The 20,148-nt window shown below is 57.2% G+C and carries 21 protein-coding genes; 11 read left to right on the top strand and 10 right to left on the bottom strand.

The window, feature by feature from the left end; translation table 11 throughout:
- The first annotated feature begins 78 nt into the window (after nucleotides 1-78).
- Nucleotides 79-546 (top strand): peroxiredoxin, encoded by a 468-nt coding sequence (locus tag KR100_RS07485; RefSeq protein WP_038544507.1) that lies wholly within the window; start codon nucleotides 79-81, stop codon nucleotides 544-546.
- On the top strand, nucleotides 543-1,271 hold the full coding sequence (locus KR100_RS07480) for a DUF1350 family protein (RefSeq protein ID WP_038544504.1): 729 nt from the start codon (nucleotides 543-545) through the stop codon (nucleotides 1,269-1,271). Before KR100_RS07485 ends, KR100_RS07480 begins: the two co-directional genes overlap by 4 nt.
- A 10-nt stretch (nucleotides 1,272-1,281) precedes the next feature.
- On the opposite strand, the gene acs is transcribed toward KR100_RS07480, so the two are convergent.
- Nucleotides 1,282-3,255, bottom strand: a complete 1,974-nt coding sequence (gene acs, locus KR100_RS07475) for an acetate--CoA ligase (protein WP_038544502.1) — start codon at nucleotides 3,253-3,255, stop codon at nucleotides 1,282-1,284.
- Nucleotides 3,256-3,363: 108 nt separating this feature from the next.
- Here acs and KR100_RS07470 point away from each other — a divergent pair, with 108 nt between their 5' ends.
- On the top strand, nucleotides 3,364-4,029 hold the full coding sequence (locus tag KR100_RS07470; protein WP_038544500.1) for an HAD family phosphatase: 666 nt from the start codon (nucleotides 3,364-3,366) through the stop codon (nucleotides 4,027-4,029).
- On the opposite strand, the gene sds is transcribed toward KR100_RS07470, so the two are convergent.
- The 5 genes from sds to KR100_RS07445 are packed head-to-tail and all read right to left on the bottom strand — an operon-like array spanning nucleotide 4,013 to nucleotide 8,494.
- Complete coding sequence (gene sds, locus KR100_RS07465; protein WP_038544497.1) at nucleotides 4,013-4,984, bottom strand: solanesyl diphosphate synthase; 972 nt, start codon at nucleotides 4,982-4,984, stop codon at nucleotides 4,013-4,015. The two genes, KR100_RS07470 and sds, sit on opposite strands and share 17 nt — an antisense overlap.
- 37 nt (nucleotides 4,985-5,021) lie before the next feature.
- Complete coding sequence (gene murI, locus KR100_RS07460) at nucleotides 5,022-5,810, bottom strand: glutamate racemase (RefSeq protein WP_038544496.1); 789 nt, start codon at nucleotides 5,808-5,810, stop codon at nucleotides 5,022-5,024.
- Nucleotides 5,807-6,901 carry an N-acetylmuramoyl-L-alanine amidase gene (locus KR100_RS07455; protein WP_038544493.1) on the bottom strand — a complete coding sequence of 365 codons (1,095 nt, stop codon included), beginning with the start codon at nucleotides 6,899-6,901 and terminating at the stop codon, nucleotides 5,807-5,809. Before KR100_RS07455 ends, murI begins: the two co-directional genes overlap by 4 nt.
- Nucleotides 6,902-6,906: 5 nt before the next feature.
- The gene (locus tag KR100_RS07450; RefSeq protein ID WP_038544491.1) at nucleotides 6,907-7,728 is read right to left on the bottom strand and encodes a carbon-nitrogen hydrolase family protein; all 822 of its coding nucleotides are present in this window, start codon (nucleotides 7,726-7,728) and stop codon (nucleotides 6,907-6,909) included.
- A 34-nt stretch (nucleotides 7,729-7,762) separates the two neighbouring features.
- A complete protein-coding gene (locus KR100_RS07445) occupies nucleotides 7,763-8,494 on the bottom strand; it encodes a 2-phosphosulfolactate phosphatase family protein (RefSeq protein WP_038544490.1) in 732 nt (243 codons plus the stop codon).
- 64 nt (nucleotides 8,495-8,558) lie between these two features.
- Here KR100_RS07445 and KR100_RS07440 point away from each other — a divergent pair, with 64 nt between their 5' ends.
- The 6 genes from KR100_RS07440 to KR100_RS07420 all read left to right on the top strand — a co-directional run bounded on the left by KR100_RS07440 (nucleotide 8,559) and on the right by KR100_RS07420 (nucleotide 15,085).
- Entirely contained in the window at nucleotides 8,559-10,121 is a 1,563-nt protein-coding gene (locus KR100_RS07440) for a UbiD family decarboxylase (RefSeq protein WP_038548282.1), read from the top strand.
- A gap of 26 nt (nucleotides 10,122-10,147) precedes the next feature.
- On the top strand, nucleotides 10,148-11,473 hold the full coding sequence (gene aroA / locus KR100_RS07435) for a 3-phosphoshikimate 1-carboxyvinyltransferase (protein WP_038544488.1): 1,326 nt from the start codon (nucleotides 10,148-10,150) through the stop codon (nucleotides 11,471-11,473).
- Nucleotides 11,448-12,395, top strand: coding sequence for a tRNA (5-methylaminomethyl-2-thiouridine)(34)-methyltransferase MnmD (locus KR100_RS07430; RefSeq protein ID WP_038544486.1), 948 nt, complete (start codon nucleotides 11,448-11,450; stop codon nucleotides 12,393-12,395). Before aroA ends, KR100_RS07430 begins: the two co-directional genes overlap by 26 nt.
- Before the next feature lie 897 nt (nucleotides 12,396-13,292).
- A complete protein-coding gene (locus tag KR100_RS07425) occupies nucleotides 13,293-13,685 on the top strand; it encodes a hypothetical protein (protein ID WP_038544484.1) in 393 nt (130 codons plus the stop codon).
- Nucleotides 13,686-14,140: 455 nt separating this feature from the next.
- Complete coding sequence (locus KR100_RS14970; RefSeq protein ID WP_071839865.1) at nucleotides 14,141-14,446, top strand: hypothetical protein; 306 nt, start codon at nucleotides 14,141-14,143, stop codon at nucleotides 14,444-14,446.
- A gap of 351 nt (nucleotides 14,447-14,797) precedes the next feature.
- Nucleotides 14,798-15,085: a DUF3104 domain-containing protein gene (locus KR100_RS07420; RefSeq protein WP_038544482.1), complete on the top strand. Its 288-nt coding sequence runs from the start codon at nucleotides 14,798-14,800 to the stop codon at nucleotides 15,083-15,085.
- A gap of 134 nt (nucleotides 15,086-15,219) precedes the next feature.
- On the opposite strand, the gene KR100_RS15825 is transcribed toward KR100_RS07420, so the two are convergent.
- From KR100_RS15825 to KR100_RS07405, 4 genes are all read right to left on the bottom strand, one after another.
- Nucleotides 15,220-15,552 (bottom strand): hypothetical protein, encoded by a 333-nt coding sequence (locus tag KR100_RS15825; protein ID WP_156097972.1) that lies wholly within the window; start codon nucleotides 15,550-15,552, stop codon nucleotides 15,220-15,222.
- 30 nt (nucleotides 15,553-15,582) lie between these two features.
- Nucleotides 15,583-15,906 (bottom strand): hypothetical protein, encoded by a 324-nt coding sequence (locus KR100_RS07415; RefSeq protein WP_038544480.1) that lies wholly within the window; start codon nucleotides 15,904-15,906, stop codon nucleotides 15,583-15,585.
- A 57-nt stretch (nucleotides 15,907-15,963) separates the two neighbouring features.
- Complete coding sequence (locus tag KR100_RS07410) at nucleotides 15,964-16,293, bottom strand: hypothetical protein (protein WP_038544478.1); 330 nt, start codon at nucleotides 16,291-16,293, stop codon at nucleotides 15,964-15,966.
- A 388-nt stretch (nucleotides 16,294-16,681) separates the two neighbouring features.
- Nucleotides 16,682-17,098: an AbrB family transcriptional regulator gene (locus KR100_RS07405; protein WP_239420449.1), complete on the bottom strand. Its 417-nt coding sequence runs from the start codon at nucleotides 17,096-17,098 to the stop codon at nucleotides 16,682-16,684.
- A gap of 913 nt (nucleotides 17,099-18,011) precedes the next feature.
- Between KR100_RS07405 and glmU the strand changes: the two genes are divergently transcribed.
- The gene (glmU, locus tag KR100_RS07400; RefSeq protein ID WP_038544476.1) at nucleotides 18,012-19,364 is read left to right on the top strand and encodes a bifunctional UDP-N-acetylglucosamine diphosphorylase/glucosamine-1-phosphate N-acetyltransferase GlmU; all 1,353 of its coding nucleotides are present in this window, start codon (nucleotides 18,012-18,014) and stop codon (nucleotides 19,362-19,364) included.
- A complete protein-coding gene (locus tag KR100_RS07395) occupies nucleotides 19,297-20,145 on the top strand; it encodes a tetratricopeptide repeat protein (protein WP_038544473.1) in 849 nt (282 codons plus the stop codon). Before glmU ends, KR100_RS07395 begins: the two co-directional genes overlap by 68 nt.
- Nucleotides 20,146-20,148: the final 3 nt, after the last annotated feature.

The following is a 20,148-nucleotide window of genomic DNA, read 5'->3' as shown; positions in this document are numbered from 1 at the left end:
ACGATCCTCCCTGCGCTGATTGTCCCGCGCCAGGCAAGGCCGACGATCCCTAGGCTCAACCCTCTCTCATGCGCTGTGATGGCACTCAGGGCCGGTGATCGTCTCCCTTCCTTCAACCTTCTCGACCAGGACGGCGAACAGCGATCAAGTGATGATCTCGCCGGTCGCCCCCTGGTGTTGTTCTTCTACCCCAAGGACGACACGCCGGGCTGCACGATTGAAGCCTGCAGTTTCCGGGACAACCACAAGGCTCTGACCGAACTCGGAGCAGTGGTGTGGGGCGTCAGTGCTGACGACGCGGTCAGCCATCGACGCTTCGCCAATCGCCACAGCTTGGCTTATCCATTGCTGTGCGACACCAACAATGCTCTGCGCAAACGCCTCGGTGTGCCCAGAGCGATGGGATTGCTGCCCGGTCGCGTCACCTATGTGGTGGATGGTGATGGAATCATCCGGCACATCATCGAGAATCTCCTCGACGGCCCCGCCCACGTTCGGGAGTCTCTGCGCGTGATCAGGAGCCTCGCCTCAACTCCGGCGGCATGAACAGCTGGCGACAGCAGGGAAATCTCTGGCAGCTCCGCCCGAACCGGCCTCAGGCCCTGGTGGAATTCATTGGTGGGAGCTATCTCGCCGCAACACCTCAGCTGAGCTACCGCAGGCTGCTGGAGGACCTCGCCCAGTTGAACATCGCCGTTCACGCTTGGGCATATGTTCCAGGATTCGACCATCAGGCTTTGGCTCGTGAGGCCTGGAGCGAATTGCGAGAGGCTCGGCGGCGACTCATCGAACGCAGTGGGTCACTTCCCCCGTCGTTGCGACTGGGTCACAGCCTCGGCTGCAAACTCCTGCTTCTGGCTCCCGACGGAGGACGAGGCAGCAACAGCCTTGTGGCCCTGAGTTTCAACAACTTCGCAGCGGATCGCTCGATTCCCCTGCTGGGCGACCTGGCACCGCGTCTTGGAGTAGAGACGGAATTCAGTCCAAGCCCTGCAGAAACCCTGCGATTGATCAGCCGGCATTATCTGCAACCCCGCAATCTTGTTGTGCGTTTCGGACGTGACGAACTTGACCAGAGTGATGACCTGATCGCGGCTCTTCGTCAGCGCCCTGAGGATGCCAGCGAGGTTCTGCACCTCCCAGGTAACCATCTGACCCCCGCCAGTGCAGGGTTGCGCCGCAGCGTTCTGGGGGACTGGGCGGATGATCCGAAGCGGGTGGCGGTGACGCGACGCCTCACCACCACCATCAGAGATCAGGCGATGCTTTAAACCAAAACCATCAGGCCCGCAGCCGATCGAGCACGGAGCGATCCTCCAAGGTGCTGGTATCGCCGGTTACCTCTTCTCCCGCAGCCAGTGCCCGAAGAATCCGGCGCATGATCTTGCCGCTGCGGGTTTTGGGCAGGGCATCACTGCAGCGGATCTCGTCCGGTCTGGCAATCGGACCGATCTCCTTGCCCACATGTGCGCGTAATTCCGCGACAAGCGCTGACTCAGGCACACGACCAGCCTCCAGGGTCACGAAGGCCACAATCCCCTCTCCCTTGAGATCATCCGGTCGGCCGACCACAGCCGCTTCAGCAACAGCAGCGTGACTCACGAGAGCCGATTCAATCTCCATCGTTCCAAGCCGATGACCTGACACGTTGATCACATCGTCAACGCGACCCATTACCCAGAAGTAGCCGTCAGCGTCACGGCGAGCACCATCGCCCGCGAAATAGAGGTATGAGCCATCGGCTGGTCGGATGTGCTCCCAGTAACTTTCGCGGAACCGCTGGGGATTCCCGTGCACCGTGCGCATCATTCCCGGCCATGGAGCGCGTACTGCCAGATAACCGCCTTCGTCAGCTCCGCAGCTGTTGCCTTCCGCATCAACAATGTCGGCCTGGATCCCTGGCAATGGGAGCGTGGCCGAACCAGGCTTGGTGGGCGTGGCCCCTGGAAGCGGGCTGATCATCACTCCGCCGGTTTCGGTCTGCCACCAGGTGTCGACGATGGGACAGCGATTGCCACCAATCACATCGCGATACCACATCCAGGCTTCCGGGTTGATCGGTTCCCCGACGGTTCCCAGCAGGCGCAGGCTGCCCATGTCGTACTGATCCGGGACCTCTCGGCCGCTTTTCATGAAGGCACGAATCGCCGTAGGTGCCGTGTAGAAGATCGTGATGCCATGCTTCTGCACGAGTTCCCAGAACGCACCGGGTTTGGACGGGCGAGGGGCACCCTCGAACATCACGGTGGTGGCGCCGTTGGACAACGGTCCGTAGACGATGTAGCTGTGGCCGGTGATCCAGCCCACATCGGCCGTGCACCAGTAGACATCATCGTCCCGGATGTCGAAGATCCACTGGAAGGTGAGATGGGCCCAGAGGTTGTAGCCAGCCGTGGTGTGCACCACACCCTTGGGTTTACCGGTAGAGCCTGAGGTGTACAGCACGAACAAGCGATCCTCACTGGCCATCGGCTCAGCGGGGCAGTCGTCGCTCTGACCATCCACCAGCGCATGCCACCACTGGTCGCGACCCTCCACCATCGTGATGTCCTGCTTGGTGCGCTGCACCACCAGCACCGATTGAACGGATGGACAGGCACCGTCGGCCAGGGCTGCGTCCACAGCCGGCTTCAGGGAGACGGGTTTGTCCTTGCGAAAACCGCCGTCGGCCGTGATCACCGTCTTGACATCACCATCGATGAGACGGTCTCGGAGGGCCTCCGCGGAAAATCCGCCAAACACCACCGAATGAGGCGCACCGATTCGCGCACAGGCCAGCATGGCGATCGCTGCCTCAGGAATCATGGGCATGTAGAGAGCCACCAGGTCTCCCTTGCCAACGCCGATCGCCTTCAAGGCATTGGCGGCCTTGCAGACCTCGGCATGCAACTTGCGGTAGGTGAACCGACGAACATCTCCCGGTTCGCCCTCCCAGATCAGGGCTGTTTTATTGGCCGTAGGCCCGGTGAGATGGCGATCAAGGCAATTGAAGGACAGATTGGTGGTCCCACCTTCAAACCAACGCGCGAAGGGCGCATCACTCCAGTCGAGAACAGTGTGAAACGGCTCAAACCAATGAAGTTCGCGACAGGCCGCTTCGCCCCAAAACGCGTCGGGATCAAGCCTGGCAGCATCAGCAAGCTGCCGGTAGGCATCCAGACTGCCGATCCGAGCCTGGGACGCCATGGCAGCCGGCGGATCGAAGACCCGACCTTCCTGCAGCACGCTCTCGATCGTCGTCTTGGTGTCAGTCACGGCAGGCGCTTGTCTCCCAGCTCGCTGGCCAGGGTAGGAAGGGCGGGGCCAGCCACCCCGGACTCGTTGCAATCCGTCGGCAAGGCCAGAGGGACTTGACTGGAAACCATGAGCATCCGCATCCGTCCCGCCGCGTGTCTGTTCGATCTCGATGGCCTCCTGCTCAACACCGAGCCCCTGCATGGGCGGGCCTGGGCAGAAGCTGCTGCCCATTTCGGCGGACACCTCAGTGACGACGAGCTGCTGCAACTGAGAGGCCGTCGCCGTCAGGACTGTGCCCAACACGTCAGTGAAAGGCTGCCGGAACCGGTGGGGACTGAGGCCCTGCTGGCGGTTCAGCAACCGATTGTGAAAAAGCTGTTGGTCAAGGCAAACGCCATGCCTGCGGCGAACGATCTGATCCGCTTCTGCCATCGAGAGAAGATTCCCATGGCCTTGGTCACCAGCAGCAGTGAGGAGTCCGTCCGCTTCAAAAGCGGACCCCACCCCTGGCTTGGATTGATCGAGGTCCGGATCTATGGCGATGATCCCGAATTGATCGCTGGAAAACCTGATCCGGCACCGTTCCTGTTGGCGGCCCGACGACTGCGGGTCAGTCCAAAGCAATGCTGGGCACTGGAGGATTCAAGAGCAGGAACCGCAGCAGCCAAGGCCGCCGGATGTCGGGTTTGGGTCCTGGATCGAGAGACGGGATGCGACTCACTGGAGGTTGACCCGTGTCACATCAGCAGTCTGTCGACGGTCCTGGACTGTCTGATCAATACAGACGGCTGAGAACGAAATCAGGGAGCTCCATCAGAGCCCGTTTGGAGGGGGAGTCGGGCAACCATGCGATCGCTTCCCTCGACTCACGGGCAAAGGTTTCGGCCAGCTCCCGTGTTCTCGGGATCGCCTTCGAGGAACGCACCATCGCCAGCGCTCGATCGAGATCCTCAGCTCCACTGAACTGGCGGTCAATCAGAGCAGTCAGCTCAGGATGTTCCTCCATGGCATAAAAACAGGGTGCTGTGAGGTAACCACTGGCCAGATCGCTGGCCGCCGGCTTACCAAGCTGCTGCTCGCTGCCGGTGAAATCAAGGATGTCATCGACAACCTGGAAGGCCAGCCCGAGTTGGCGGCCGAATTGATACAAGCCGTCGAGTTGGGGCTCGGTGCATGAACTGAGAACACCCGCTGCCCGGGAGCTGTTGGCAATCAGAGAGGCGGTTTTGCAGTAACTCTTCTCGAGGTACGTCTCAAAACTCTGTCCGGTTTCATAGCGAAACAACCCCTGTTTCACTTCGCCGTCAGCCAGATCCATGATGACGCGGCTGAGCAGCTTGACCACATCCAGATCATCCAGATTGGCGAGATGCCAACTGGCCTGGGCAAAGAGAAAATCACCGGCCAGAACAGCAACCCGTGCGTCAAAGCGGCTGTGAACCGTTTCAACGCCACGCCGGGTGGACGCTTCGTCGACCACATCATCGTGAACGAGCGAGGCCGTGTGGATCATCTCGGTGATCTCAGCCAGGCGACGGTGACGGGCCGACAACTCGCCATCCCTGGCCAGGGCACGGGAGATCAACAGGACGATGCCTGGGCGGATACGCTTGCCACCGGCGCTAAATAAATGTTCAGCGGCAGCCTGGAGAATTGGATGTCCCGCGCCGATCAGGCTGCGCAGATCACTTAGCAGGGTCTCGAGGTCGTTTTCAACCGGTGCCAGCAGCTCGGTGACGGTGATCATGAGTCCCTTTCGCGCAGCGATCCTAGTGGCCTTCTGTTCAGGACTGCAGCTGCACCAATTCAACCTGCGGGCGCTGGCCCAGCCATGGCGTGGCGCGATCCTGAAACCCCTCGGAATCGGCTGTCACGCAGAGACGGCAATGCTCCAGTGCCACAGCGCCTGCATGGCTTGTTTTGGGTGGCCCCAACAAGGCATCCAGTTGCTGCGTCACCCCCAGAGCTGGATCGATCAGACGCACCCCCTCAGGAAGGAACTCGCGCAGCAGCGGCACCAGCAGCGGGTAGTGACTGCAGCCGAGCACGACCGACTGCACGGATCGCACCTTCAACGGCTTGAGATAGGTCTCAACGGCACGACGCAGTTGATTGCACTGCAAATCGCCCTGTTCAATCAAAGGCACAAAGTCCGGGCAGGCCTGTTCGAAAACCTGAGCACCGGGATTCAGTGCCTCGATGCTGGTGCGGTAAGCACCCGATGCCACCGTGGCCGCAGTCGCCAAAACACCGACGCGCTGCTCTCGCACCATCGCTGAGGCCGCACCAATCAATCCGATCACCGGGACGCCGGCCTGACCCTCGGCAACATCCCTTGCCAAGGCGTTGGTGGTGTTGCAGGCCATCACCACTGTGGTCACCCCTTGCTGACGCAGCCAACGCACCACCTCCACGGCAATGGAGCGGATCTCCTCCGGGGATCGGCAGCCGTAGGGCACTCTGGCTGTATCCCCCAGATAGATGCAACGGACGGGGCCATGACGCTCCAATACGCGGCGCAGCACGGTGAGGCCACCAACCCCACTGTCAAACAGGCCAAGAACTGAGCTCACTTCACTTCGAATTTGAGGTAGTTGAGGATGCCGGCGGCGATGGCCAGGGCAAGACGTCGTCGGTGGTCCGCTCGTGCCAGGCGAGGAGCGTCGATCTCACCCGTCACGAACCCCATCTCCACCAACGCCGACGGCATTGCGGAGCGGCGAATCACAAAAAAACGGCCCCGCCTGACGCCTCGGTTGGGAGTGCCGGGAGACACCGCCATCATCTGTTGCTGCAGATAGGACGCCAGGCGACCGGAACGGGGGTCGGAGAAGAAGAAGGTCTCGATGCCATTCACATCCGGCCGGCTCATGCTTAGGGCATTCGCATGGATGCTCACGAAGGCCGTGGCACCGGAACGGTTGGCCAGATTGACGCGGGGGGGAAGATCAACATCGATTTCCGATGTCCGCGTCATCCGAACATCGACGCCGCGAGCGCGCAGCAGAGCGGCCACCTGCAGGGAGACGTCAAGCACCACATCGGTCTCACGCAAACCGCCAATGCCCACGGCACCGGGGTCAGGCCCTCCGTGGCCAGGGTCGATCACCACGCGATAGCGACCCCGTTTGACGGTCGGCAGCCCTGCCGGATTGACAGGGGCCTGACTGGGAACAATGCGACTGGGTGGTCTCCAGGCGGTGCTGCGACCGGTGAGATCCCCCTCTCCGAAATCATCCAGCCCACGGGTTGGCAGTCCCTGGAATCGCAATTCCCAGCGATCGGGGGAGGTGCCGCGCAACTTCAGCTGGGACGGCTCCAGCTCAACTCCTGGCTGGAATTCCACCACCAGTCGGGTCGCTCCAGGCCGTGGTTTCCCCAGGCGGATCTCCTTGATCGCGCCACGGCCAACCAACTTGCGCGGGAACCTCAACTCTCCAGGGAAATCAATCCAGACGCGGGTTCCCCGCCCATCACTGGGCTGCTGATAAAACGCCTCAAGCCGTGCATTACGGCTGGTACGAAGCTGCAACACTCCCTGTTCGGTGAACGCCCAGGCCGCGAGGGCACTGGCAGCACGTGCGGGAAGCGCGACCATCAGCAGATGAACCTGCAGGGCCGCTCCCGCAGCCAGCGTCCATCCGCGGGACCATGACGCCAACATCCTCTTCAGAACAAAGCCGGTTGCCGATGTCGCAGGCTCGGCATCTGCTCCCGGACACGGCCGACGTGCGAGACGTTGACCGGCGCGATGGCAGCTCCCTGCTGAACGCCGGCATCGGCGAGAACCGTGCCCCAGGGATCGATCACCATGGCGTGGCCATGGCTCTGGCGCCGTCCGTAATGAAGGCCGGTTTGGGCAGGTGCCAGCACGTAGGCCGTGTTCTCGATGGCACGGGCCTGAAGCAGCACTTGCCAGTGATCCTTGCCCGTGAAGGCCGTGAACGCGGCAGGAATCATCAGCAGATCGGCCCCGGCACCAACGAGATGGCGATAGAGCTCAGGGAAGCGCACGTCGTAACAGATGGACACCCCCAGTCGACACAAGCCCGGAACGTCCACCACGGGAGGCAGGTTGTCGCCTGGGGTCACCGTTGCCGACTCCCGGTAGGTGTTGCCGTCCGGCAGATCAACATCGAACAGATGAATCTTGTCGTAACGAGCAAGGCACTGCCCATCGCGATCGACGAGCTCAGCACGATTGAGAGTGCGTGATCCATCGCCAACCGGAACGGGGAAACCGCCTCCGAGCAGAACAACCTGGTACCGACGGGCCATCGTGACCAGGAAGCGGCTGCATTGATCAGCAAGGCTTGGCGCCAGCTCCAGCCGGCGGGCGTCATCCCCCATGAAGGCGAAGTTCTCCGGCAAACCCACCAGTTCGGCACCGCGCCGGGCCGCCAGGTCGATCTGTTCCTCAGCCGCCGTGAAATTCCTCTCCGGATCCTGACCGCTGGTGAGTTGAAGAGCAGCCGCGAGGAAATCGGTCACGACATCGATTCGTTGAGCGGGACTTTAGAGGTGCTCAGGCTGCCTTCAGAACGCCCGGCTCCACCTGGGTCGGCACCACATTCAGCTGGTCAAGACCGGCACAGCAGCGGAAATCAGCGTCGTGATCGCCGAGACGAATCAGGCGCTGGCCATGGCTGGCCGCACGCAAACATCCCTCTGGATTCTGCTTCCACTGATCCCAGAGGGCGATCGCAGCCATGAGCTCATCGTTAGCGATCACGACCCCCTCAGGATCGAGCTCCTTCAGCCTGGCACCGAGGGCTCCGGCCGCGAGGGAGTCTTCAAGGGAATAGGCCCCTTCCCACCCACTGCCGACGATGGCGAGCATCGCCGGCTGTTTGCTCTGCAGGCGCTGGGCAACCGCCTCCCGATTGGGCAGGGCAGCGGTCAACAGCAGGGGAACGTCCCGCACGCGATCCAGGGCGCGGGTGCCGTTCGTGGTGCTCATGAACAAGCGTTTTCCGCCCACGATTTCAGGCACCACGGCCACAGGGGAATTGCCGAGGTCAAAGCCAGCCAACATCTGTCCGCCGCGTTCGCCCAGGAGCAACCGGGGGCTGCCAGTCCAGGCTTCAGCCGATGCGTTGAGACGCTGCAGGTCGGCAAACGCTTCCACTGCTTCAGCGCCGTTGTAAAGGGCCCAGGCGATGGTGGTCGTCGCCCGCAGAACATCGATCACCACAGCCGCCTCGGGCTTGCAATCCGCTGGCATCTCAGCGGGCACATCGAAATAGAAGACCTGCATGGCCACGCTCCGGATCAGCGTGCGACACAGTACCGAGGCCAATCGTCAGACCTTTGTCGTCGCCATGGCCCTGTTCGGATCGGGATCGGCCACCCGCGACCTGCGCGGCTTCCTGGATCTCCTGGATCAAAAAGGTCAACTGCGACGGATCACGGCTCCGGTCGACCCTGATCTGGAACTGGCGGCTATCGCTGACAGGGTCCTCACGATGGGGGGTCCAGCACTGCTGTTTGAAAACGTGATCGGCTCCTCCATGCCGGTGGCCGTGAACACGCTTGGCACCGTCGAGCGCGTGGTGTGGAGCATGGGGCTGGAGCGAGCCGAGCAGCTTGAAGAGCTCGGCAGCCGTCTCGCCCTCTTGCAACAGCCACGCCCACCCAAGGGCCTGGGGGAGACCAAGCAGTTTGCGCGGGTGTTCTGGGATCTGATCAAGGCCAGGCCGGATCGAGATCTCACGCCGCCCTGCCGGCAGCAGATCCTTCAAGGCGATGACGTCAATCTCAACAACATTCCACTGATCCGTCCATGGCCGGGAGATGCCGGTGGTGTGATCACCCTCGGGCTGGTGATCACGAAGGATCCCGAAACCGGCGTCCCCAACGTTGGTGTCTATCGACTGCAACGCCAATCCATCAACACCATGACGGTGCACTGGCTGAGTGTGCGCGGCGGAGCCCGCCACCTCCGCAAGGCGGCAGCCCTTGGCCAGAAGCTTGAGGTTGCTGTGGCCATCGGCGTGCATCCGCTGCTTGTGATGGCTGCAGCCACTCCCATTCCGGTTCAGCTGAGCGAATGGTTGTTTGCAGGCATCTACGCAGGCGAAGGCGTGCGGCTCACACCCTGCAAAACCCTGGATCTGCAGGTGCCGAGCCACAGCGAGGTGGTTCTGGAGGGGACGATCACGCCGGGCGAGGTGCTTCCGGATGGGCCGTTTGGTGATCACATGGGCTTCTACGGCGGCGTGGAGGACTCACCACTGGTGCGCTTCCACTGCATGACGCAGCGCCGTGACCCAGTGTTTTTGACCACGTTCAGCGGTCGCCCCCCCAAAGAGGAAGCGATGCTGGCCATTGCCCTGAATCGCATCTACACCCCGATCCTGCGGCAGCAGATCCCCGAGATCACCGATTTCTTCCTGCCGATGGAGGCCCTCAGTTACAAACTGGCCGTGATTTCCATCGACAAGGCCTATCCCGGCCAGGCCAAGCGCGCGGCCATGGCCTTCTGGAGTGCCCTGCCCCAGTTCACGTACACCAAGTTTGTGGTTGTGGTCGACAAGCAGATCAACGTCCGTGACCCCCGCCAGGTGGTTTGGGCGATCGCAGCCCAGGTTGATCCCCAGAGAGATCTGTTCACCCTGGCGGACACTCCCTTTGACAGCCTGGACTTTGCCAGTGAGCAGCTTGGCCTCGGTGGACGTCTCGCCATCGATGCCACCACAAAGGTGGGGCCCGAGAAAAACCATGACTGGGGCGAACCCCTGAGTCGGCCAGCGGACCTGGAGCAGCGCATCAGCCAACGCTGGAGCGAGCTCGGCCTTGATGACCTCGGCAGCGACGAACCGGATCCCAGCCTGTTCGGCTACGCCCTCGATCGCTTGATCCAGGCCATCAACACCGCCCCATAGGATCGACCGTTGACGAGCCCCAGGCTTTGAGCGCGACCGCAGGCACCACTTCTCCTCGCGAGCTGAAGGCCGGCGGCAGCCTCAGCGGTCGCGTCAAGGTCCCTGGAGATAAATCAATATCCCATCGCTCGCTGCTCTTCGGAGCGATTGCCGAGGGCACAACAACCATCCAGGGCCTGCTGCCCGCCGAAGACCCCCTGAGCACGGCATCATGTCTGAGGGCGATGGGCGTCAGCATCAGCCCGATCGAGAAAAACGGCATCGTCACCGTTGAAGGGGTGGGACTCGATGGTCTGAAGGAACCGGCAGAGATCCTCAACTGCGGCAATTCCGGGACAACGATGCGCCTGATGCTGGGGCTGCTGGCGGGACGTGAAGGGCGCCATTTCGTCCTGGATGGCGATGCCTCACTGCGGCGACGACCGATGGGACGGGTTGGTCAGCCCCTGGCCTCGATGGGTGCCGAGGTTCGCGGCCGTGAGGGCGGCAACCTGGCGCCCCTGGCCGTGCAGGGATGCCGGCTCAGGGGAGTGGTGATCGGAACGCCGGTGGCCAGCGCCCAGGTGAAATCAGCGTTGCTGCTGGCTGCCCTCACGGCTGAAGGTGTTACGAACGTGATCGAGCCGGCGCGCTCCCGCGATCACAGCGAACGGATGCTGCGCGCCTTTGGCGCCGACCTTGAGGTGGATGGTGAGATGGGACGACACATCACCGTCCGCCCTGGAGCGAGCCTGCATGGTCAGGACGTGGTGGTTCCTGGCGACATCAGTTCCGCTGCCTTCTGGCTGGTGGCCGGAGCACTCGTGCCCGGGGCGGATCTCACCATCGAGAATGTCGGGCTCAACCCCACTCGCACCGGAATTCTCGAGGTGCTGGAGCAGATGGAGGCCCGCATCGAGGTGCTCAACCGCCGTGATGTGGCCGGAGAACCGGTGGGGGACCTGCGCATCACCCATGGGCCACTGAAACCGTTTGCCTTCGGCGAAGAGATCACGCCCCGCCTCGTGGATGAGGTCCCGATCCTCAGCGTCGCCGCCTGTTTCTGCGATGGCGAAAGCCGGATCAGCGGTGCGTCCGAACTGCGGGTGAAGGAAACGGACCGGCTGGCGGTGATGGCAAGTCAACTCAAGGCCATGGGGGCCGATATCGAAGAACACGACGACGGATTGACCATCCGCGGCGGACGCCCCCTCAAGGGTGCAGAGCTCGACAGCGAAACCGACCATCGGGTCGCAATGAGCCTGGCGGTGGCCGCGATGCTGGCCGAAGGGGACTCCACGCTGCTTCGCAGTGAAGCGGCGGCTGTGTCCTATCCCGCCTTCTGGGATGAGCTTGAACGCCTTCGCTGCTGATCCGGGGAAGCTCTCGGCCTATCCCACCGCGGATGGCAGCTTCAGCCTGGAGAGCGAACGGTTTGGCGAGGCATTTCACAACTCCGCCGGAGCGCTGAACGAGGCCCTGGCCAAATTCGCCAAACCAGCAGAGCTCTCGCGCTTTGTTGCGGGACAACGTCTCGCGATTCTCGATGTGTGCCTGGGACTCGGCTACAACACCGCAGTGATCCTGACGGCTTTGGCGGAGCCGCCGCCTGCTCTGCAGTGGTGGGGTCTGGAGCTGGACCGTCGACCGCTGCAACTGGCGCTTGCCGATCATGGATTCTGCACCCAATGGCCTCAAGCTGTGCTGCAACGGCTGCAGGCGATCCAGGCCAGCGACGGCTGGACAGACGAGGGCATCAACGGAAACAGCCGTCATGATGCGATGAGCCGAGGAACGCAGCTGTGGGGGGATGCGCGCGTGATGCTGCAACACATCCCTGCACTCCAGAGCTTTGATCTGATCCTGCAGGACGCCTTCTCTCCCCAGCGCTGTCCGGAGCTGTGGACCGAGGAGTTTCTGAGTGCCCTGGCCGCACGTTTGGCACCAGGGGGCCGGTTGCTCACCTACAGCCGATCAGCTGCGGTCCGAGCCAGCCTCCAACGGGCTGGATTGTCGCTGTATTCGCTGCTGCCAGCCCCTGGGGAACGCCCGGGATGGAGCAGCGGCACGATGGCCGTGAAGCCAGGGGGCCTCTGCTCGGAAACCGGTCCAGGCTGGCGTCCACTGAGTGTGATGGAGCGGGAACATCTGCTCACCCGAGCCGCGATTCCCTTCCGTGACCCAACATCGACTGGCAACGCCGCGGAGATCCTGCAGCGGCGCCAGGTGGAACAGAATCACTGTGCGCTGGAAGCGACCAATGCCTGGCAGCGGAGGTGGAAAGACCAGGGTTGAACATGGCTGGGTTCACCAGTTCAAAAAAGCTCACGTTCAATGAGTTAGTGAGTCAGGTTGGCACGTGCGTTCGCAGACAATCCAACCATTGAGGCGCAACGGATCAATCAATCGATCAATATCATCAACAGACGCAATATCACCCAAGCAATTTCTTCAATTGCCTGACGCAGCATCCAACTGAAATCAGGACGCCAGAGGATGCCATTTGATCACATTTCGAGATTCAACAATGATGCAATCACCTCACTGAACCAAACCATCAACACGTCGCCAAACGTCAACGACGGCGAAGCACAGTCGAAGGAAGAATCAGCAATCAGCTAAATCCTGCAGGCTCAACAAGCAAACAATGAGGACGACATAAAGCCTATCTCCAGAACTCAACAAGACCCTCGATCTGAAGTGTGAAATCCTTCCATTTGTTGATAATAATTGGATTCGTATTCAGGATTGTATAAGGACGAGCGACTTTCGTGGGGAATTTAAGAGAATATCCGTTGGCAGCGAACACCTCGGAAGATCCGTCTTTGTATGTGATCACCTCGCAGTCGTAGCGATCAACACGAATTTTGGGCCTGTATCAAATCAGCGTACATTTCACTGTCCTTGGATGAAGCTTACGAGGGGCAGCCTCCAGCACCGGTGTGGCCAGGAGGATCAGGGTAAAGAAAGCAGCAAAATGCGTCAAACTCAATACCTTTACAACTAAACTATTTTAATGCTGGCTCTTAGACGACGAACGCTTCGATCATAAACTTTTAGTTTTAAAAGACGGAGGTCACAGCGTGGCGTGGGCGAAACCAGATGCAAAATGACCGAGATGAGACCGTGCATTGACCATCGATCGATCGCACGGACTGAACAGCAGACAACATAAAAACAGACGTAAAGTTGATGGGTGAATTGGACCAAGCAGTCATGTTGAAGCTCTTTCCACTACTCGGCGCAATCTTCCTTTCAGTGACATCAGTTCAGGCAAGTGAAATGTCTCAGGTGAAAGCTCCTGAAGATTGGCTGATTTTCGCTTGTGCCAAGTCTGAAGGAAACAAGACATTATGCTCTCTACTAAAATATTATTACATGGCGTACTATCAAATTGGCTTGCTTTGCAGAATGCGAAGCCAGGAAAAAATCAAACCAAACTTATTCGAAACATACGTATTATCAATAGTTGAAGCGATGACGACATCAAGCAACAAATTTGAAGCAGAATTATTTGAGCTTGGATATCGGGATGCAATCATGACAACCCCTCCATGTTCAAAATACCTTTGGGATTTTCTTTGATCAATTTTTACTTAAGAATCGTGCTGATATCCCAGCGTCTGCTACGTGCAGGCCGAATAAGTCCTATCAAACTGTAACCAGCCGCTCGATCATTGGTTGACATACAGACATTCATCCTTAGCGCATCTCATGATGACCTTTAAAGATTTTTTGCTGCAATCCAGGACATTGTGCTTAGCAAAAGTTGTCCACGAATGGCGTTAAAGCCATCGAGTGTCAACGCTGTAAATGGTATGCACTACAACATTTCAACGGAATGAGTAGCCAACAAAACAGTTTTCTGGCCTTCGATGCAGAAAACTAATCAATCAAAAAGAAGAGGATAAAAGCAAGCAATTATTTGCTGGCATTGCACTTAGCGTAACCAACACAGTTTTGTGGTTTTGTAAGCATTTCGAGAATTTGCAGACACCTAAAACATTCTCACTACGATTTACTGAGAAGATTTCCTTCTGATGCTGACCACGAAAACAAGACTTTTACTCCAAGATATTCTTACTCGTTTGTCTAGAAACGAACATGTAAGTTTGGATGAAAGAATTCTTGTTCAGAAACATGCAGACAGAAACTCAACGGTCTGGCATTGGCTCCGTAAAGCCAGATCCATTCAAGCCAAAGGTCATCTCGGTCAGGATTCTGTTAATGGATTCATGCAACAAATGAACCTACCCGGGCAAACCAGTGAAGATCATTTCAAGGGCTCGCGTGATGATTTGGGTGATTGGTTCCAGGGCTCACCCCAATGGGTAAGAAGGAGTTGAACGGCGAGCGCTTGCTTTAGAGGTGAAAGCAATAACCAAACATTGGTGTAGACCGACCAGATGACATGACAATTCTGGAGGTGTGTCCACATGGCCTTCAACGGCACAGCACCTGAATTGGTGTAGGACCCGGAAAGGGCAGAAGAGCAAAACTATCTGCCGGTGGCGGTTGACTCTATTGCTGGGCAAGCTACGGTCTGCTCAGTACGCCATATATGGTGGCACTACACCGACAATTCACTGTACATCTGCTTATTGACACCAGCTGTGGATTCCCTCTGGTTTTAGGTAGCCATGCCGATGAAAGTTTTATCAAAACAAGTCTAGAACAGCTGTACTAGCATTTTCATCATGAGTTCCGACCATGGTTTGGCAATCCATCTCGAAACCAGGCCCGTCTTCCTTGACCTAAAACCCGGTGACATCGTCATCGTCTGGGACCACCCAGAGATTGTTGGATCTGATGAGACTGCCTGGTGGATGGGACAGGTGATTGTTCTCGAAGGCTCAGCCCGAAACCCGAAAGCACCAAGCTTGGTCCAAGTGGCTGACGTTGATACAGGCGTCATTCGCTGGGTCAACGCCGACTGCATCGAACAAATCCTCATGCCCTTCGCAAGTGACTTCGCACACGTATGACCAGGATTTTGATTTTGATTACCGCAGTGCTGGCTTGCCTTACTGGGCATCAGCCCGAGTTCAGTCCACATGCAGGAGCTTCCGTTGGGCAGTCTCTGGAATCTCTGGAGATTTCTTCAAATCCTTAAGCTTCTTCAAGGAACAGGTTTAAGTGAACATTCAGGGAAGCTCTCTAGCATATTTTCTGCTCCTGCATTCCACATAGGGCTCGCATTATTCTCAGTCATTATCGTATTCACTTTATCCCAAGATAAAAATATTTCCTCCGTTGTAAGTATACCTTTTTCTTCTGAATCACAAAGCAAATAAGCCACCATCGATGAAGAAACATAATCACCAGCACCCTCGCACAAATTAGTATTTTCTTCTGTAGCTAGGCAAGCTTTATCTAGCTCCTCATATGTTTCAAACCCCTGAACTGGAGCTGTTGAAAGAAGCAGTGCGCCAAGTAGCGGAAAGAGTTTCATAGGACTAGCCTGAAAGAACTGTTATAACAACTAGGGTATAGGTTTAATTGAACATTCTGAGTAATCTTTTAATGTCTCCTCTACTGCTTCATTCAACAGTGGGCTCCCACCCTGATTAAAGTTCCATTCATCCAAAGTCAAAACTAAATTCTCTTTTGTAATCCTGCCTTTTGCTTCTAAGTAACAAAGCATAGTCACCATCATCATTAAAGCACCGGGTTTTGCAGCAACTACGCACAAATTACTGTTTTCTTCTGAACCATCACAAGCTTTTTCTACTTCCTCATATGTTTCAAAGGCCTGAACTGGAGCAGCTGAGATGAGGAGTGCACCAATGAGTGGAGGGAGGTTCATAGGACTAGCCTGAAAGAATTGATGACGGAATGCATGTGATTATTCAGTTAAATCCATCTATTTAAGGTCACCGATATTGATTTGTTTATACGCACAAGCTCTCTTTACATCTGCCCACATTGCCTCAAGCAGACCATTAGCTATATACTCGTAATTAAGGCTGAACGTATCCTTCGCTCCAGACAACGCTTCCTCAAATTCTTGTTGACTAATTTTTTCTTGCTGCTTCATTATGCATGAGTAATTGTGAGCCCCTGAGACGTATCCAATGGAATAAACTTCGAGCATCTTTCCTAACTCTTCATTATTTAAATCCTCAGATGCCTCAATAGCCTGAACTGGTGCGGTTGAAAGGAGGAGTGCACCAATGAGTAGAAGGAGTTTCATAAGAGACAACCTGCAGGGTCTAATAATCGCATCTCTTCAAGTTTAGTTCTGCCTTACTTTAATCACATCTCAATCCACAGGGAAAAGCTTCTATTGGGCGTCCTCTGGAATCTCTGGAGATTTCTTCAAATCCATAGGCTCTATCCAAGCCACTCGCCACTCAGGCACACGGCAAGGCACATAGTCAAAGTGCTCGATTCGCACACCACCAAGTCGGGCTTCACTTCCATACCAACCGCCTACCCAGCGGCTGCCGTCATTTAGCCCCCCTCGAAACCAAACCCAACACTTCTCTTTACCGACCAAGGGGAGCCTTCACATGAGCATCCAGTCTGGGAGGTCCCTGCGATAAAGCAGAGATTGCTCCTAAACTGATGCTTTCAAATCACTATTCGCCTTCCTCGTCGCCACAGACTGGGACGAGACGAATGGATTTCTTACTGAGCTTGATGGTGAACTCATCGCCGGGATTCAGATCCAGCATGGCGGTATATGCCTTACCCACAAGCAGGTTTCCATAGCCTTGCACAGTGGTGATAAAGCTGAGTTTGCGGCCAGCCTTGCCAACCCCAGCAGTGCCACCAACGGCAACATTCACTCCTTTTGCCTCAAGGAGTGCTTCGTAAAAAGCTGTGAAATTCAGTCGCTCACCTCCGTCCTTCTTGGTGGAGACATAAACACAAGCCCTGACAAGATCAGACTTGGAGACATCGCTAAGATCTTTGACTTTGGAAAGAAGATCAGACCTGTGAGCATTGACGTATCGAAAACCTTTGGATGTTCTCGCAACATACACGATCGACAACTTCACTCAGCGCGAATGCCTCACACTGGCCGATAGATTAGCAAACCAAATTCAAAAGAATCGAATTGATTAGAAGGAGTATGACTTTTCGACAAGGGTGCTGACATCGCTCCTCCAGAAAACTGAGAATCAACTCAAAGGGGAAGACCTTTCAGAGCCCCTTTCACCGAGTCTTTTATAGAAGAATAAAAATAAGGAATGAGCCTGGAGGTTTTCATCCTTTACCGACATGATCGATCAAAAGATTATGGACAAAGCATGCCTGGCAGTTCAACAATACGCAGGTGTAACGTCATGCATCACGGCAATGACAAGGATAAAAATCAAAAATGCTTCAACGATCGATCAAAAGAATCATTGTTTTAATCAATCAACGGGAGGCAAAACTACGACGAAACAGCAACAGAGGACGAAACGGTAGGGGCAGCGTCGGTAGGACGACTTGATGCAAGCGTTGGTGGAAGGGGGACATGGGTGGCCACTGCCGAGACCACCCAATGCCCGACGCAGCAGGCTTCTCCCGTTGTCGCCTGCGTTTTTATTTTGTATCACAGTTATACATTCATCATCGGCGTAAATGCTTAAAGAAAAAGAGCAGGATCCCATCCCTGCTCTGATCTCTGTCTTCTTCCCACTCACGAGTGACGCTCAAAAGAGAGAAGCAGCAGCCATCAAGACTCCTTTATATTATTTAACGAATCATTGGCTCAGACGTTGCCCGCTGACCAGAACCCTTGTGGTGACGTTTGTTTTGCGAAACAACTGACCTGCCAGGCTATCTGATCCGATGTCCTGATCCACCATGCGGTTCCGCATCTGACGTTGAGCGTCCCCTGCGGCATCAATGAAACCCTGGACGCGGGATCCCTGAGCAGATCCAGATAGATTCCGCCCGTTCCAACTCTCCAACTCGATGCTCGCTGTTGCCGTACTGGCCGCTGGAAAGGGAACACGGATGAAAAGTGCCCTTCCGAAGGTGCTGCAACCACTGGCTGGCGCCACCTTGGTGGAGCGCGTGTTGGCCAGCGCAGGCAATCTACAGCCGGAGCGACGGATTCTGATCGTTGGTCACCAAGCCGAACGGGTGGAGCAGACCCTGAACGCCCTGGAAGGCCTGGAATTCGTTCTGCAACAACCTCAGAACGGGACGGGGCACGCCGTCCAGCAGCTGCTGCCCGTTCTTCCGGACTTTGAAGGTGAACTGTTGGTTCTCAATGGAGATGTGCCCCTGTTGCGGCCGGAAACCATTGAGGCCCTCGTACATGGTCACCGCAGCAGCGGCGCTGATGTCACCCTGCTCACGGCGCGTCTGAGCGATCCAACCGGCTACGGCAGGGTTTTTGTTGATCAACAGGGACAGGTGACCGCAATCGTTGAACATCGCGATTGCAGCAACGAACAACGTCGCAACAACCTCACAAACGCCGGGATCTACTGCTTCAACTGGCTTGCGCTGGCCAAGGTTCTGCCCAAACTCAGCAGGGACAATGACCAGGGCGAGCTCTACCTCACAGACACGGTCGCCATGCTGCCCAGAGCCATGCATGTGGAGGTGGCCGACCCGGACGAAGTGAACGGAATCAACAATCGAAAACAGCTGGCTCAATGCGAAACGCTCCTGCAGGAACGTCTGCGCGATCATTGGATGGCAGAGGGAGTCACCTTTGTTGACCCTGCCAGCTGCACGCTCAGCGAGGCATGCCAATTCGGAAACGATGTGGTGATTGAACCGCAGACCCATCTTCGTGGGGCATGCAGTATCGGTGACAATTGTCGCATCGGCCCGGGCAGCCTGCTCGAGAATGCACGTCTCGGCAGCAACGTGTCTGTGCTCCATTCCGTGGTGCGCGAGGCCACTGTCGGCAATGGCGTTGCCATCGGTCCATTCGCCCACCTGAGGCCTGGAGCGGAGATCGGCGACAACTGCCGCATCGGCAATTTCGTCGAAGTGAAAAAAAGTCAGCTCGGCCAGGGGAGCAAGGTCAATCACCTCAGCTACATCGGAGATGCCCTGCTCGGCAGCGACGTCAACATCGGCGCAGGAACGATCACGGCCAATTACGACGGCGTTCAAAAACACCGCACCATGATTGGCGATCACAGCAAAACCGGTGCCAATTCAGTTCTGGTGGCCCCAGTGCGAGTGGGCTCGCAGGTCACGATCGCAGCGGGGTCCACGATCACCAAGGACGTTGCGGATGGAGAGCTGGCGATTGGACGATCGCGACAGGCGAACAAACCTGGTTGGGCAGGCCGGACAGGCTGACGGATTGCTGCTAAGCAATGGCAAAACGGCCAACGGTGGAGTCGGTGCATCGATGAAACGACAAACCCTCTCCCTGCTGGCATTCCTGGCCATCGCCACGGGTCCTGTCGGTGCCGTGAAGGCTCAGCAAACAGCTGAACTGCTCAACAACGCCTTGAGGAGCCGTGAAAACGGCGATTTCGTCAGTGCAGAACGCGATTTCGAGCAGGCCGTCCGGATTGATCCTGAGAACGCCAGTCTCTGGAACTACCTCTGTTCAACCAGAATCCTGGCGTCGAAATACAAGACCGCCGTCGATGCCTGCGACCAGGCCCTGAAACTGTCGACAAAATACGTCTTCGCTCTCGGGAACCGAGCCGATGCCTGGACTTACCTCGGGGAGTACGACAAGGCCATGATCGACATCAACCGGGCCCTGGCACTGAACCCCTCTTACCTGTTTGGTTATCAACTCAGAGGCTGGCTGAACATTTACAAGCAGGACGGCGACATGGTTCAGAGTTCCAAGGACTTTCAACAGGTCCTCAGGATGTCGCCGGACAGTTCCACTGCCATGACGGGCCTGGGAATCGTTCAGATGGACCTCAAAGATGCGTTTGGCGCGATTCGCTGGTTCGACAAGGCCATCGCCATCTCCCCCAAATACGCTTATGCCTACCGCAGCCGCGGCATTGCTCGCGAAATGATGGGAGACATGACAGGGGCCTGCAAGGACTGGCGACAAGCCAAGAGTTACGGCAATGAACAGGTTGTGTCCTGGATCGAAAAACAATGTCGCTGAGCG

It is taken from the genome of Synechococcus sp. KORDI-100 (assembly GCF_000737535.1).
GTDB lineage: Bacteria > Cyanobacteriota > Cyanobacteriia > PCC-6307 > Cyanobiaceae > Parasynechococcus.
The sequence above is the reverse complement of the archived record's forward strand: the minus strand, read 5'-3'. Positions and strand labels throughout refer to the sequence as shown.

Excerpts from the sequence above, each read along its gene's own strand:
- KR100_RS07480 (WP_038544504.1), top strand. The coding sequence starts at position 543 with ATGAACAGCTGGCGACAGCAGGGAAATCTCTGGCAGCTCCGCCCGAAC.
- KR100_RS07395 (WP_038544473.1), top strand. The coding sequence starts at position 19,297 with ATGGAGAGCTGGCGATTGGACGATCGCGACAGGCGAACAAACCTGGTT.
- KR100_RS07445 (WP_038544490.1), bottom strand. The coding sequence starts at position 8,494 with ATGCAGGTCTTCTATTTCGATGTGCCCGCTGAGATGCCAGCGGATTGC.
- KR100_RS07410 (WP_038544478.1), bottom strand. The coding sequence starts at position 16,293 with ATGAAACTCCTTCTACTCATTGGTGCACTCCTCCTTTCAACCGCACCA.
- KR100_RS07440 (WP_038548282.1), top strand. The coding sequence starts at position 8,559 with ATGGCCCTGTTCGGATCGGGATCGGCCACCCGCGACCTGCGCGGCTTC.
- KR100_RS07470 (WP_038544500.1), top strand. The coding sequence starts at position 3,364 with ATGAGCATCCGCATCCGTCCCGCCGCGTGTCTGTTCGATCTCGATGGC.
- KR100_RS14970 (WP_071839865.1), top strand. The coding sequence starts at position 14,141 with ATGCTGACCACGAAAACAAGACTTTTACTCCAAGATATTCTTACTCGT.
- KR100_RS07485 (WP_038544507.1), top strand. The coding sequence starts at position 79 with ATGGCACTCAGGGCCGGTGATCGTCTCCCTTCCTTCAACCTTCTCGAC.
- KR100_RS07420 (WP_038544482.1), top strand. The coding sequence starts at position 14,798 with ATGAGTTCCGACCATGGTTTGGCAATCCATCTCGAAACCAGGCCCGTC.
- KR100_RS07455 (WP_038544493.1), bottom strand. The coding sequence starts at position 6,901 with ATGTTGGCGTCATGGTCCCGCGGATGGACGCTGGCTGCGGGAGCGGCC.
- KR100_RS07430 (WP_038544486.1), top strand. The coding sequence starts at position 11,448 with ATGAGCTTGAACGCCTTCGCTGCTGATCCGGGGAAGCTCTCGGCCTAT.
- KR100_RS07415 (WP_038544480.1), bottom strand. The coding sequence starts at position 15,906 with ATGAACCTCCCTCCACTCATTGGTGCACTCCTCATCTCAGCTGCTCCA.
- KR100_RS07425 (WP_038544484.1), top strand. The coding sequence starts at position 13,293 with ATGGGTGAATTGGACCAAGCAGTCATGTTGAAGCTCTTTCCACTACTC.
- glmU (WP_038544476.1), top strand. The coding sequence starts at position 18,012 with ATGCTCGCTGTTGCCGTACTGGCCGCTGGAAAGGGAACACGGATGAAA.
- KR100_RS15825 (WP_156097972.1), bottom strand. The coding sequence starts at position 15,552 with ATGAAACTCTTTCCGCTACTTGGCGCACTGCTTCTTTCAACAGCTCCA.
- sds (WP_038544497.1), bottom strand. The coding sequence starts at position 4,984 with ATGATCACCGTCACCGAGCTGCTGGCACCGGTTGAAAACGACCTCGAG.